Origin of the sequence: Stenotrophomonas sp. SXG-1 (genome assembly GCF_014083965.1) — a bacterium.
Classification (GTDB): Bacteria; Pseudomonadota; Gammaproteobacteria; order Xanthomonadales; family Xanthomonadaceae; genus Stenotrophomonas; species Stenotrophomonas geniculata.
In genome coordinates this window covers 2,496,874-2,512,323 of sequence record NZ_CP046588.1, presented here as the reverse complement: position 1 = coordinate 2,512,323, position 15,450 = coordinate 2,496,874, and the positions used below count along the sequence as shown (strand labels likewise).

3 protein-coding genes are annotated in these 15,450 nt (G+C 67.7%); all 3 read left to right on the top strand.

The features are described from left to right. The 3 genes from gspF (at position 1) to GOC52_RS11500 (ending at position 15,205) form a co-directional block, all read left to right on the top strand. Positions 1-1,200 (top strand): type II secretion system inner membrane protein GspF, encoded by a 1,200-nt coding sequence (gspF, locus tag GOC52_RS11510; protein WP_191849475.1) that lies wholly within the window; start codon positions 1-3, stop codon positions 1,198-1,200. A gap of 217 nt (positions 1,201-1,417) precedes the next feature. Next, positions 1,418-2,608 (top strand): substrate-binding domain-containing protein, encoded by a 1,191-nt coding sequence (locus tag GOC52_RS11505; RefSeq protein ID WP_010485337.1) that lies wholly within the window; start codon positions 1,418-1,420, stop codon positions 2,606-2,608. A gap of 204 nt (positions 2,609-2,812) precedes the next feature. Continuing rightward, complete coding sequence (locus GOC52_RS11500) at positions 2,813-15,205, top strand: filamentous haemagglutinin family protein (protein WP_191849472.1); 12,393 nt, start codon at positions 2,813-2,815, stop codon at positions 15,203-15,205. Positions 15,206-15,450: the final 245 nt, after the last annotated feature.

Sequence of the window (15,450 nt, the reverse complement as noted above, 5' to 3'; positions counted from 1 at the left end):
ATGGCACTGTTCGACTACCAGGCTGCCAACGCGCAGGGCCGCATCGAGAAGGGTCAGCTGGATGCCGACAGCCCGCGCGGTGCGCGCCAGCTGCTGCGTGGGCGCGGGCTGACCCCTGTGCAGGTGAGTGCGGCGCGCAGTGCCGGCAGTGGTTGGGGGGCTCGCCGGTTGTCTGCCAGCGAGCTGGCCTGGGCCACGCGCCAGCTGGCCAGCCTGCTGGCCGCCAGCCTGCCGTTGGAAGGTGCTTTGAGTGCGGTGATCGAGCAGGCCGAGCGCCCGCATGTTGCGCAGGCGCTCACTGCAGTTCGCGCCGACGTGCGCGCAGGCCAGCGGCTGACCGTGGCGCTGGCCGCGCGGCCACGCGATTTTCCACCGATCTATCGGGCGCTGGTGGGGGCGGGTGAAGACTCCGGCGACCTGGCGCGAGTGATGGAGCGCCTGGCCGACTACATCGAAGAACGCAACGCGCTGCAGGCCAAGGTGCTGACCGCCTTCATCTACCCGGCGGCGATCAGCCTGGTGTCGGTGGCGATCGTGATCTTCCTGCTCAGCTACGTGGTGCCACAGGTGGTGACCGCGTTCGTGCAGGCGCGGCAGACGCTGCCGATGCTGACCCAGGTGATGCTGGCGGCCAGCGCCTTCGTGCGCAGCTGGGGCGTGTGGGTGGGGCTGGGCATCGCTGCGCTGGTGGTGGCGTGGCGGCTGGCGCTGCGCCGGCCAGAGCTGCGCCTGCGCTGGGACGCGATGCTGCTGCGGGTGCCGATGATCGGGCGCTTCGTGTTGGGCGTGAACAGTGCGCGCTTCGCCTCGACGCTGGCGATCCTGCTCGATGCCGGCGTGCCGCTGCTGCGTGCGCTGGAGGCGGCACGACAGACGCTTGGCAATGCATTGCTGGCGCGCTGTGCCGATGATGTGTCCGCACGCGTGCGCGAAGGTGCCGCGCTTGGCTCTGCATTGAAAGTACAGAAGGTGTATCCGCCGATCCTGGTGCACCTGGTGGCCAGTGGCGAAAAGACCGGTTCGCTGGCGCCGTTGCTGGATCGCGCTGCGCAGACGATCTCGCGGGAGATCGAGCGTCGCGCGATGGCGCTGACCGCGCTGCTGGAACCCACCATGATCCTGGTGATGGGCGGCGTGGTGCTGACGATCGTGCTGGCGGTGCTGATGCCGATCATGGAAATGAATCAGCTGGTGCAGTGATGCGCAACGCGCAGCGCGGCACGATTTCGATTCTCCACACAATCCTCCACACCTTTTTCTGATCTTCCAGAGGTTTCTTAAGCGGCCTGTCATCGGCGCGGACCAGCATAGCCACGTCGCCGCAGAGTGGGCTGGGAGGCCCTCGGCGGCAGCAGGCGTGTAGTGACCGTTCCTCCCTTGGTGTTTCCCTTCGCAGTAAACCCTTCAGGAGAAGATCATGAACAAGTACAAGACCCTGGCCGCGCTGGTTGCCACCGCGCTGCTGGCCACTGCCGGTGCCGCTTCGGCCCAGACCGCCGTCACCGGCGGCGGCGCCTCGCTGCCGGCCGACCTCTACAAGGGTTCGGCTGACAGCATCCTGCCGGCCAACTTCAGCTACGCCGTGACCGGCTCGGGTACCGGCAAGAAGGCCTTCCTGGAAAACAACTCGGCGCTGTTCTCCACCACCGGTACCGTGCACTTCGCCGGTAGCGATTCGGTGCTGAGCAGCACCGAGCTGAACACCTACAACAGCACCTACAACGTGTCCGGCGATGCCAACCGCTACGGCGCCCTGGTGCAGATCCCGTCGGTAGCCACCTCGGTCACGATTCCGTTCAACAAGGCCGGTTCGGCCGTTGACCTGTCGGTGACCCAGATCTGCGGCATCTTCTCCGGCAAGATCACCAGCTGGTCGAGCATCGACAGCGCCCGCAGCGGTGCCATCCAGGTGGTCTACCGTGGCGAGAGCAGCGGTACCACCGAGCTGCTGGCCCGCTTCCTGACCAGCGCCTGCAAGCCGGCCGACGTCTCCGGTACCGCGCTGAAGCTGACCAATGGCGTGCCGGCTTTCTCGGTGCAGTCGACCTTCGCCAACCTGTTCACCACGGTTCCGTCGAACTTCGTCGCTGCCCCGGCCACCGGCGGCACCTCGGTGTACAACGCCGTGTACGCTGCCGATGGCCGCATCGGCTACGTCGGCCCGGACGTGATCCCGAGCCTGACCGACGCCACCAAGGTCGCCAAGGTCAAGGGTTTCTCGCCGGACGAAGTGAGCGTGCAGGCGACCTTGGAAACCGTCGCTCCGCCGACCGATGCCGCCGCTGAGAACCCGGCCAACTGGGTGCCGGTGTTCGGCAACCCGAACGCGGGCTACCCGATCGCGGGCTACACCAACTTCGTGTTCGGCCAGTGCTACAAGAACGGCACCGTGGGCGCCAACATCCGCGGCTTCCTGACCCGCCACTACGGCAGCACGGTGATCAACGGCGTGGAGCAGGGCCCGAACGACGCCGCCATCCGCGCGCACAAGTTCATCCCGCTGACCAAGGCCTGGCGTGATGCGATCCGCACCCGCTTTGCGACCGCCACCAACGCCGGGGCCGTGAACAACCCCAGCACCTGCTCGGGCATCGGCCGTCCGCTGTAACTGCGATTGCTTTGGTAGTTGCAGGAAACGCACAAGGGCGCCGGCAGCAATGCCGGCGCCTTCTGCGTATGTCCGCTGCATGACAGTGATGCGCCTGTCGCCTTCACGCCGCCGCCACCGTCTATGAGGTGCAGGGCGTGCCTGGCGCAGGCCCATCCGTACACGCCGCCGCCAGCGCGGCCCATCAGGTTGACGAGGTCCCCGATGTCGCACCCGCATTCGCCCACCGCCCATTTCCCTGCTGCCCTGTGGCGAAGCCACCCGATGGCCTGGGCCGTCGCAGTGGCCCTGGGCAGCGTGGTGGCTCCGGCCACTCAGGCCCAACAGGCGTTCAGCCCCGGCTGGTTCGCCGAGCGCGGTGCGGCGCAGGGCGCGGCCGCACAGAGCGGGCGCATGCCCAATGGTGTGCCGATCCAGTTCCAGCTACCCGCGCAGCAGCAGGATGCGGCACGGCAGAAGCTGCAGCAGTCGATCGACAACCTTGGTACGGCCGCGCAGGCCATCGCCCTGCAGCAGCGCCTGCAGGAACAGGCACGGCAGGCGCGCCGCGAGGCGGGATTCGTAGTGGCCGATGGCCTGGGCAAGGATGGCCTGAAGGTTGACGAGAATCCGTTGACGCGTGGCTGGATCAATGCGCGCGACGCGATCCAGTCGCAGGCGGCCGACGGGCGGGTGTTGGTCAACATCGAGCAGACCGCCGACCAGGCGATCCTGAACTGGGAAACCTTCAACATTGGTGGCAACACCACACTGAATTTCCTGCAGAACCCCGACTGGGCCGTGTTGAACCGGGTCAATGATCCCGCCGCAAGGCCCAGCCAGATCCTTGGCCAGCTGAAGGCCAATGGCACGGTGTTCGTGGCCAACCGCAACGGTGTGGTGTTCGGCAACAACAGCCAGGTCAATGTCCGCAATCTGGTGGCAGCGGCCGCACGCATCAGCGATGCGCAGTTCCGCGAGCAGGGCCTGTACAGTGCCGACGCGAACACCTCGGCGCTGACCGACGCCGTGGGCAAGGTCATGGTCGAACGCGGTGCGCGCATCACCACGCACGAACCGACCACGGCTACACGGGGCGGCGGTTATGTGCTGCTGGCTGGCCACAGCGTGGAAAACGCGGGCCAGATTGAAACCCGCAAGGGACAGACCCAGCTGGCCGCCGGTGACAGTTTCGTGATCCGTCGCGGCGTGGGAACCGCCCAGAACACCGCGTCCACCACCCGCGGCAATGAGATTGCCCCGCGCTTCGTCGCTGACAGCACGGCGGGCAGTGTTCGCAACAGTGGTCTGATCCAGGCGCGCGAAGGCGATGTCACGCTGGCCGGCCGCACCGTCGAGCAGGCCGGCGTTGCGGTTGCGACCACCACGTTGAACCAGCGCGGTACGGTGCACCTGTTGAACTCGGCGTCCGATGCGGCCGGCAGCGTGACCCTGGCCGCTGGCTCGACCACGGCAGTACTGCTGGAAGACGATGGCAAGAGCACGGCGCTGGACAGCCAGCGCAACGCGCTCATCAAGGAATCGGCCGAGCAGGACAAGCTGCGCGGTTCCAGCAACAGTGGCACCTTCGACAATCTCTCGCGCCTGCAGGACCGCCGTGAGCAATCCCGCATCGAAGTCGTCTCCGGCGGCGATGTGAACTTCCAGGCCGGTTCGCTGGCGGTGGCCACCGGCGGCCAGGTGATCGCCGACGCCAGCCGGCGCAGCTATCTGGATGATGGCGCGCGCGTGGACGTCTCCGGTGCGGTGGGTGTGCAGGTGGCGATGGAAAGCAACAACGTCAAGGTGAAGGTGCAGGGCAATGAGTTGCGCGATTCGCCGGACAACCGTGACAGCGGCAAGCTGATCAGCAGCGAGGTGTGGATCGACCGCCGCCAGTTGACCGAAGTTGCCGCCGGTACCGGCGGTTATGAAGGCACGCGCTGGTATGCCGGCGGCGGCCTGCTGGAAGTGGGTGGCTACCTGGACAATCAGGGGCATTCGATCAGCGAATGGGCGGCGCAGGGCGGCACCGTTCAGCTGGCAGGCAAGGAAGTGGTCAGCCACGCCGGTTCGCGCATCAATCTGGCCGGTGGCAGCCTGGATGTGCAGTCCGGCGTGGTGCAGCAGAGCTGGCTGCGTGGCCGCGACGGGCAGTTGTACCGGCTTGATGATGCACCGGCCGAGATGCTGTACGACGGTCTGTACCAGGGCTATGAAGTGAAGCAGGAGCGATGGGGGGTGACCGAATCGTTCCGCAATCCGCTGGTGGCACCCACCCAGCGTTTCGACAATGGCTATACCGTGGGACGCGATGCTGGCCGCCTGTTGATCTCGGCGCCCACGGCCGTTCTGCAGGGCCAGGTGGATACGGTGGCCTTCCAGGGCGCACAGCAGACGCGCCGGCCCGATCAGGAGCAGGAGGGCTACGCGCAGGCACAGACGGCGGCGGCCCGCAACGCCCAGCTCTGGCTCGGGCGTTTCGACAACAGCGGGCGCAGCGCGGTGTTCGACTCGAATGTCCGCATTGGAGCGCTCCAGGCCGACACCCGGCCGTGGACGCTGCAGGCGCCAGTCGGGGAAGCACAGCGCAATACCGTGTGGCTGGACAGTGAGGTGCTGAGCGCCCAGCGATGGGGGCAGGTGGACCTCGCATCGGCCGGTCGTATCGACCTCGACGGCACGCTCAGGTTGCAGGAGGGCGGCCGGCTTGGACTCACCGCAAGCCGCGTCAACTTTGGTGGAACGGTGCAGATTGCCGGCGGGCAGGTGGAAGCCGGAAATCTGCTTGCGGCGCTTGGCGGGCCCACGGCATTGCTGACGTCCGGACGTGGTGCGGTGGATGTTGCGGCCGGCGCACGGATCGATCTTGGCGGCGGTTGGGGCAACGCGCTTGCTGCGCCGGATGGCGGTCCCGCACAGGCGTGGATCGACGGCGGACAGGTGCGCTTCAACAGCAGCCACGACATCCATGTGGGCGAGCGGGCCGCGATTCTGGTCGATGCCGGCGGCGCGATCGATGCCAGTGGCAAGGGGCGCGTAGGCAAGGGTGGCAGTGCCAGCCTGCTCGCGGCCAGCACCGAGGTTGGCACTGACGGCAGCGGACGGATCCGTATCGGCGAGGACGCACGCTTCAGCGCGCTCGGCAACGGCAGCGGCAACTTCACGTTGGCAACCGGCGGTGTGGTGTCCATCGGCGCGCCTGGCACGGATGCATCGGCGGCGTCGTTGCGATTGCAGCCAGCACTGTTCAGGAGTGGCTTCGCCGGCTATGACATCGCCGGTCACAACGGCTTGACGGTTGAAGAGGGTACCCAGCTGCAGGTCGAACGACCGGCGCTGCGCCTGGCCGAGGGCGCACAGCAGGCACTGGCCCGCGAGCAGGGCGTTCAGGCCTGGACGCCGTCGCTGTATGAGGCGGATCCGGCCAGCGGGCGTGTATCGCAGCGCGGCGGCGCGAGCTTGGCACTGCGCGCAGGGCATCTGCTGTCCACGGCCGATCTGCGCGTTGGCAAGGGTGCAAGGATCGAGGTCGATGCCGGCCAGTCGATCGAACTGTTCAGCGCCGGCAACCTGGACGTGGCTGGCGGTCTGAAGGCGGCCGGCGGCCGCATCCGCCTGGATGAGGCATTCGATCCGTCGGGCGTACGCGGCGATGCACGCCGCGAGCGCCAGTGGACAATCGCTGAAGGCGCACTGCTTGACGTGAGTGGCGATAGCGTTTCCCTGCCCGACGCGCGCCGGACATTGCGCGGACAGGTGCGCAAGGGTGGAACGATCGAGATCGGGGGGGCGCTGGACTGGGAAGACCAGGACAACGTACGCCACCTGCCGCCCGATACCTTCGTGGTGGTGGAGCGCGGTGCGCGGCTGGACGCGTCCGGTGCTTCGGCGCTGCTGGACATTGATGGCAGCGGGCGCACCCGGGTGGACAGCGATGGCGGCAGCATCGTGCTGCGCGCGGGCAATGCGCTGTACCTGCAGGGCGAACTGGACGCAGCAGCGGGCGGCGACGGCGCGCGCGGCGGCACCCTCGGTGTTGCCTTTGGGGGCGGCACCTACGGCAGAACGGCATTGGGCAAGGACGTGCTGGCGCCGCGGGTGATCTCGCTGACCCAGCACGCCGCGCAGACGGCGGACCTGCCTGCACGCCTTGAGTACGGCCATGCGGCACTGTCGGTGGAGCAGATCGAGGCCGGTGGTTTCGATCATCTGGCCCTGTTCGGCGACTTCCGCGCCCAGGGAGATGTCGATCTGCGCATGGACCAGAGCCTGCGCATCCATGGCATGAATGAGCGCGCCCTGGGGTTTGCGGAAGGCAACAGCGAGGGCAGCCGCCTGTTGCTGAGCGCGCCCTACGTGCGCCTTGCGCAGGGACGCTGGTGGCAGCCGGCGGGGGAGGGCACGCTGCGGCCGGTCGAGGCGCGGTTCGACGAAGGGAAGCAACATCGTTTCGATGTGAAGGCGAACCTGATCGACCTGCGCGACGTTAGCTGGCTGGCGGGCTTCGACCATGTCAACCTGGACAGCCGTGGCGACATCCGCCTGCTGGCACCGGGAGCCAGCAGCGCCCAGGAAACTTCGTTGTCGTCCCCGGGTTCGATCGATATCAGTGCAGCCCGTCTGTACCCGGCGGCCCGGGCGCGCGGGCGCATCGTCGCTGGCGTTGCGGACATCGGTCCGTCGGGACAGCCTGCCTGGCAGAACCCGGAAGCTGTATTGCGCATCCACGGCGTTGGCAGTGCCACGCAACCGGCACCGGATTCGGCATTCGGCCGCCTGGAACTGGTCGCGGCGACGGTGGTGCAGGGCGGCAACGTGCAGGCGCCGTGGGGCCGCGTCCAACTGGGTGGCGGTGAAAGAAGCACCAATCGCGCCAGCCGCGTCGACCTGCTGGGTGGCAGCGTGACCTCGATCAGTGGCGCCGGCCTGGCGCTTCCGTTTGGCGGTACCGTGGACGGTGTGACATGGCGCCGGAACGGCGCCGAGTTCGATGTGCTGGTTCCTGGATCGATCGATGCCCCGATCGGTGTGGACATCGTCGCCAACGCCTTCAACGGTGCCGCAGGCAGCATCGTGGATGTCTCCGGCGGAGGTGAGTTGACCGGCGCTGCGTTCGTCGCTGGGCGCGGTGGCTCGGTCGATGTCCTGCGGCATTCGTTGGCGGATGCCAATCCACGCTATGGCTTCAGTCGCGCGGGCAATGCGGTCTACGCAATCGTGCCGGGCCGAGCGGACGTGCAGGCACCGCTGGCGACCGGTGACGGCAGCGTCGATCCCCGTGTCGGCCAGGAGATCGTCATTCCGGACGGCGTGCCTGGACTCCCGGCGGGAACCTACACGTTGCTGCCGGCGAACTACGCATTGCAGAAGGGCGCATTCCGCGTCGAGATCGGCGCCGAGAGCGCGCTGGGCAACGTCTCGCCGGTGGCGACCGGCACCGGCTCCTGGCGCATCAGCGGGCACCGCGCGCAGGGCCTGGGCGGGGCGGTGTCGCCGTTGCTCACCGACTTGGTGCTGACACCAGCGGAGGCGGTTCGCCGCCACGCCGGCTACAACGAAACCTCCTACAACGCGTTCGTGCACGGCGTGGCCGAGCGGCGTGGCGAAGCGCTGCGCTGGCGGACGGTGGATGCCGGGAGCCTCAACCTGGTGTTCGGTGAAGGCGCAGGACGGTCGGGTACCCCGGCGGCAACCTTCCTCGGCCTGTCCCGCTTTGGCGCCGGCAGCAGTGACGGGCTCGGCGGCACGCTCTCGGTCAATCTGCGTGTCTCCAATGGTGCAACGCTGGAGATCGCCAGCGAGGGCGCCGATGCCGCCAGCGGGCGCGGCGCTACCGTCTCCGATACCACGCTCAATGCATTCCGTCCGGTAACGATGCTGATCGGCGGCACGCTGCGGCGCGATGCAACCACCTATGCGCTGGAGGGCGGCGCACAGCACATCGTGGTGCGCAACGGCGTCAACCTGACGGCGCAGGAAGTGCTGCTGTCGGCCGCGTTCGGAGGCAGGGGTATCCTGGTCGAGCAGGGCGTTTCGATCGACACCCTGTCCCAGTCGGGCCCGTCGAGCGTGGCGCAGCCCACGGCGCCCTACCTGGTCGCGGGCGGCCTGCTTGCCGTGTCCAACCAGCGCCTGACGGCGCTCAGTGCACAGGGCGGAAGTGCCGGCGGGCCGGTAGCGATCGACATCGGCGGTTGCGAGGCGGACTGCAGTGGGCAGACCCGATTGCTGTCGGCGGGCAGCATCAACGTGGTCACCGACGGCGCCTTGAACATGGGTGACTCGCTGAGCTATGGCACGCGCCAGCTCGGCCTGGGCATGTCCGCACTCAACCTGGGCAGCACCGAGGCCATTGCGATGGCGTCGGCGGCCGGCGGCCTGCCCACGGGCATGACCATGAACCAGGAGGTGCTGCAGCGGTTGCTGCGCGGAAACACCGCCATCGGCGCTCCCGCACTGGAGGCGCTCAGCCTGACCGCGCGTGATGCCATCAACGTGTTCGGCAGTGTCGACCTGGATACGCGCGATGGCGCGACCGGTCGCAGCAGCCTGCGCAATCTGGTGCTGGGTGCGCCGGCCATCCACGGCTATGCTGCCGCCACCGACCGCGCGCGCATCTTCGCCGACACGCTGGTCTGGGATGGGACATTGGCCGGCACCGACCTGCCCGGCGGCGAGCTGGCACAACCGCCCGGCGAGGCGATGGTGGGCCGGCTCGGCCAAGGGCAGCTGGAGATCAATACACGGGTGCTGGAACTGGGGCGTGCGCCGTTCACCCGCCCCAACTCGTCTGTGGCGGCCGGTCGCCAGGTGCTCGGCTTTGCCGGCGTTACCCTGGCAGCGTCGGACCGCATGCTGTTCTCGGGCAAGGGCAGCCTCGATGTGTTCCAGCAGCAGGGCGACTATCTGCCAGGCAGCGGCTGGCAGTTCAGTGGCGGCGCGCTGGACATCGTCACTCCGCTGCTGACCGGTGATGCCGGTGCGCAGCTGGCAATCCGCAATGGCGGTACGGTGCAGCTGCGCGGCGCCGCGGCGACCGCGGGCAGCGATGCGTTGGGTGCCGAGTTGTCCATCACGGCCGAACGCGTTGTGATCGACAGCAGGGTGGCGTTGGCGTCCGGCAGGTTCGAGGCCAACGCACGCCAGGGCGTGGTGCTTGGCAGCAATGCAGTGCTGGACATGGCAGGGCGCAAGGTCAGCCTGTTCGACGTGGACAAGTACAGCTGGGGCGGTGACGTGGCGCTGTCGAGCCGCGAAGGTGACATCGTTGCCGACGCGGCGTCGCGGATCGATCTTTCCGCCCGCAACAACCGCGGCGGCCGCTTGACCGTTGCTGCGCTGGGCCCGCAGGGCGGCCGTGTCGATCTGGCAGGTTCGTTGCTTGGCGGTGCCAGCGGCCGCTACGACGCCGGTGGCACCGAAGTGCCCTATGACGGTGGCGAAGTGGTGGTGCGCGCACGCCAGTTGCAGGACTTCTCCGGGCTCAATACACGGCTTACCGCCGATGGTATTACCGGTGGCCGGACCTTCCAGTTGAGCGAAGGCGACCTGGTGATCGGCGATGAGGTGAAGGCCCGCAACGTTGATATCAGCGTCGATGGCGGCAGCCTGCAGGTCAATGGCCGCATTGATGCCAGTGGCGAACAGGTCGGCAGCATCCGCCTGTCCGCCCGCGACGTGCTGCGTATCGATGGCACGTTGGACGCGCATGGCAGCGCCTTGCGCGTGGACAGCTACGGCAAGATCATCGACAGCCCGAACCGGGCCATGATCGAACTGACCTCGGCCAACGGCAGCCTGCAGCTGGGTGCGGCTGCCTCGATGGACCTGCGCGCCGGCACGTCGGTGGCCACCGGTAGCGGGCCGGGCCAGAACGACGGCCGCGCACGCGGCAGCGTCAAGCTCAACGTGCCCCGCGTGGGCAGCAACGATGCAGCGATCGAGGTGGCCAGCGGCATCCGCATCGCCGGTGCCGGCGATGTGCAGGTCAACGCCTTCCGCAGCTATGATTCGGCGCCTTTGGCCAGCGCTCCGGACGTGCATGGCCATCGTCCGCAGGTGATCAACCAGCAATGGTTGGATACGGTGGTGGATCCGGACAACAGCCAATGGATGAACGCCGCGCTGGCCAATACCGGATTGCAGCAGCGCATCTCCGCACTGGGCAGCTATCGCCTGCGCCCCGGTGTGCAGATCATGGCGCGAACCAGCAGTGACAACCCGCGCGGTGATCTGGTCGTGGCCGGTGATATCGATCTGTCCGGCTACCGCTACGGACCGCAGTCGAACCGGGCCGATCCTGCGCGCCGTGGCTTCGGTGAGTCGGCCGCGCTGGTACTGCGTGCCGAGGGCGACGTCAATGTCTACGGCAGCATCAACGATGGGTTCGCGCCACCGCCTGCCAATCCCGATGAAGACGGCTGGGTGTTGCTGGAAGGACGCAGTACGGGTTCACCGAACACCGCGTTTGGCGGTGACCTGATCGTGCCGGGCGAGGGTGTCCAGCTCCAGGGCGGCACCGAGTTCCGCGCCGGTGCCACGCTGAATTATGCGCTGCCCTTCGAGGCGGTAACCCTGCCGGCCGGAACCGTGCTACCGGCGGAGATGGTGTTGTCCGGGCCGCTGCTGCTGCCGGCCGGTACCGTGCTGGGCGCGGTAGTGACCACAGACAGCGGACAGGTGATGGTGGCCGGCACCGTGCTGGCACAGGCGCTGGCGTTGCAGTCCGGTGCCCGACTGGGTGCCGGTTTCCGCCTGCGCACGCCGGCGCCGTTGGCCGCACAGGTGTGGCCGGCCGGCGTCGCCCTGCCCATGGCGATGAAGCTTTCAGGCGCGCTGAACCTGCATGCCGGTGCGATCATCCCGTCGATGACCAAGGTGGAGCTGCCAGGCGATGCACCGGTGAAGCTGCGGGCGGCCGATGCCAGCGGACGCCAGGGCCGCAACTGGGCGCTGGCGGCCATGCTGCCCGAAGGCACCACCTCGTGGGACCTGACCGCGGTGGCCGGTGCTGATACGACCGCCGCCGATCCGCGTACCCGGCGCTGGGGGAGTGACGGCAGCATCGTGCTGGCCGACAGCCACTACAGCACCATCGGTACGGTGACCACGACGACGGAATGGAAGGGCGACCGCGTGATCACCGTGGATGGCTCGCTGGATCTATGGGGCGATGAGTCGTGGGTCGGAAAACCCGTAGCGGATCTCGCTCGGGAGCTTGGCATGACCGAGAGCGATGTCTGTGATTCCGGACCCTACTGCGGTCCGGCCCCGCGCCTGGTCGACAAGGAAGGCTCGCTGGCATGGTGGGGCGATGAATCGTGGGTCGGCCGCCCGGCTACGGAGCTCGGGGCCGAGATGGGCATGTCGGAGGAAGAAATCTGCGCGGCGATGGGCTACTGCTATGGCGGCGGCACGTTGACTGAAGTCACGACCTATGGCAAGCGCCTGGGTGCACCGGCCTGGAGCGTCCTGCGCACCGGCAAGGGTGACCTGGCGCTGCTGGCCGCGCAGGATGTGCGCATGAAGTCCGGTTTCGGTGTGTACACCGCAGGTGCGCCGACGGCGCTGGGTGATGGCCGTGACACGCAGTTCACCCCGGGGCGGGCCCCAGTGCCCAGGAACACCGCGCTGCTGGGCCCGGTCCAGGCGTCCGGCCGCTACGATGCCGCCATCGCCACTTACCAGGCGTGGTATCCCGACCAGGGTGGCAATCTGCACGTGCAAGCGGGCCGCGATATCACCGGTGATACCTGGAGCGCGCGCGCAGAGGCGGGCACGCCGCAGCGCGACCAGGCCGGGCATTCCAGCGCCGCGGTGGGCAACTGGTTGTGGCGCCAGGGATCGGGCACGACTGCTGGTGTAGTGCAGAGCGCAACCAGCTGGTGGATCAATTTCGGTACCTACAGCACGGTGGGCCCTGAGCTGGATGCGACGCCTCGCCTGGTCGGCTTTACCGGTTTCGGCACGCTGGGCGGCGGTAATCTGTCCCTGGAAGCAGGCCGCCACTCGGGCGTGATCGCGCCGATGGGCAATGCTCTGGGATTGTTGACGGCGCCCCATTCCAGCGCGATCGTCGCGGCGGTCGGGTCGACCGGACGGGTCAGCAACGGTGAATTGCATCTGACGGGGGGTGGAGACCTGACGCTGCGAAGCGGCGGAGCGGTCAACCCCGGCCTGCGCGCAAGCGCGCAGCAGCCCGAGGGTTTCCAGCAGGATCTGGATCTCAACGGCACCGTGACCAATCTACGCGGCAGCACGCTGCTGCAGGCGGCGCGCATCGGCGGTCTCAGCGCGATACAAAGCAGCTACGGCACGTTGGGCCTGCACAATCCGTTCGTGGCCGACGCACCCGTTGCGATGGCCGGGCCGGTGCTGGTGCTGGGCGATTCCACCGCCCAGGTGCAGGCGCGCGGCGATGTGGTACTGGGTAGTGCCGCCGATCCCGGCCGGGTTCCCGTGGCCAATTTCAACGATATCCTGCTGGAAGGGGGCGGTCACGCGTCGGGCACAAGCTGGTTCTCGCTGTGGACGCCGCGCACCGCGCTCGACCTGTTCTCCGCAGGCGGAAATCTCTCGCCGGGCCTGGTTGGCACGCAGCACACGACCGGCAGCAACCAGGGTAGGGAGGTGATCAGAATCAACCCCAGCAATGGCGATGCCTATCTCAACTACTGGTTGTATCCCTCCCGGTTCACGGCCATCGCGGCCTCCGGGAACATCAATCTCGCCAGTCTGCGCAGTGGCAGCGTGCCCGATGCCCAGGACGTCATCGTGCTGGCGCCCTCGGCGTCGGGTCGGCTGGAGGTATTGGCGGGAGGATCGATCCTGGCTACCGACCGGGCCACTCAGATTGTGCGCTCAAGCAGTGATGCCCGTGTCCCCGGCCCATTCAATCCCGGCTTCATCGCGCAAGGCCCCGGAAACGCAGGAACCGTGCGCAGCAATGTACCCGCGGACGGGAACGGCGCCAGTCCTGGCACTACGCTGCCGTACTTTGCCTTCGGTCCCAATACCGCGCTCGGCGTGCTGTTGCCAACCACACCGACCGTGGCCAGCCGGTTCTATGCAGTGGCCGGCGACATCATCGGGCTGGGAAGCGGCGACAGGCGGCAACTGTCGCGCAATGCCGAGAACGGCGCGCGTACCGTATTCGACTGGTACGAAGCGGGCTCGGCGGTACAGCTGCGCGCCGGTCGCGATGTGATCGGCGCGGATGTCACCGCGCTCAACACCAGCGGTACCGATATCAGCGGGATCGAAGCGGGCCGGGACATCATCCGCAGCAACCTGACGGTTGCCGGCCCCGGCAACGTCGAAGTGAGTGCGGGCCGGCAGCTGCGCCAGGAAGAGGCCGGAAGCATCGTGAGCCTGGGCGGCGTCGTGCAAGGCGATGCCCGTCCCGGCGCCAGCATCGCAGTGACTGCCGGCAACCAGGGCATTGATTTCGATGCACTGCGCACGCACTACCTGGATCCGGCCAACCTCGCCGATCCCTCGCAGTCGTTGGCTGCGCAGCCGGGCAAGGCGGTGAAGATCTACGACAAGGAGTTGAGGGAGTGGCTGCAGCAGCGCTTCGGTCTGGCGGTTGATGGCGCCGAGGCCCTGGCAGCATTCGACCGGCTGCCGAAGGAACAGCAGCGCATCTTCCTGCGCCAGGTCTACTACGCCGAACTGCGTGAAGGTGGCCGCGAGTACACCGATGCCGAAGGTCCGCGTTTCGGTTCTTACCTGCGCGGCCGCGAGGCCATCGCCACGCTGATGCCGGACAAGGATGCGACGGGGGCGACGATCCAGCGCACCGGCGACATCCTGATGTACGGAGGCTCCGGCGTGCGTACCGAAGCCGGCGGCAACATCGAGCTGATGGCGCCGGGCGGACAGATCGTGGTGGGTGTGCAGGGCGTGGTGCCGCCGGCCAGTGCCGGGCTGGTGACCCAGGGGCAGGGTGACATCCGTCTGTTCAGCCAGGACAGCGTTCTGCTGGGGCTGTCTCGGGTGATGACAACGTTCGGCGGAGACATCCTGGCCTGGTCGGAGCAGGGTGACATCAACGCCGGTCGTGGTTCGCAGACCACGTTGTTGTACACGCCACCGCGTCGCGTCTATGACGGCTGGGGCAACGTGATCCTGTCGCCGCAGGCCCCGGCCAGTGGTGCAGGTATCGCAACGTTGAACCCCATTGCCGAAGTACGACCGGGCGACGTCGACCTGATCGCGCCGCTGGGCACCATCGATGCGGGCGAGGCTGGCATCCGCGTCTCGGGCAACATCAACCTGGCCGCGCTGCAGGTGCTCAATGCCGCCAACATCCAGGTACAGGGTGAAAGCAAGGGCCTGCCCGTGCTGGCCACGGTGAACGTCAACGCGCTGGCCTCGGCCAGTGCAGCAGCCAACAGCGCCAGCCAAGCGGCACAGGATGTGATGCGCAAGAGCCAGGATGATGCGCGGCGCAGCCAGCCATCGGTGATCAGTGTGCAGATCCTCGGTTTCGGCAGCGGCACCAGCAGCATCAACCCGCCGGTGCGTGGCAATACTGCCAACGCTGGCTATGACGCCAACAGTGCCTTCCAGTTCCCGCAGGCAAGTCGCGACGAGGGCACGCAGCGCCGGTAGCCCTCTTGCAATCGTGCCAACCAACGGTCGGCACCCACCGTAGATTCACGCCAAGCGTGGATGCGATCGGGACGGAAGAACGGACAGCATCGGGCCAGCCGCCACGGAGCGGTGGCGGCCCCAGCCAGGACGGCACGGAGGGCAGGGAGCGGCCATCAGCGGTGAGGACCACCGACACGGCGCCGCCGGGTGCAGGAGTGCGCCCGGCGGCAGGCGGGGGGATCCATGCAATGCGCGGATTCCGG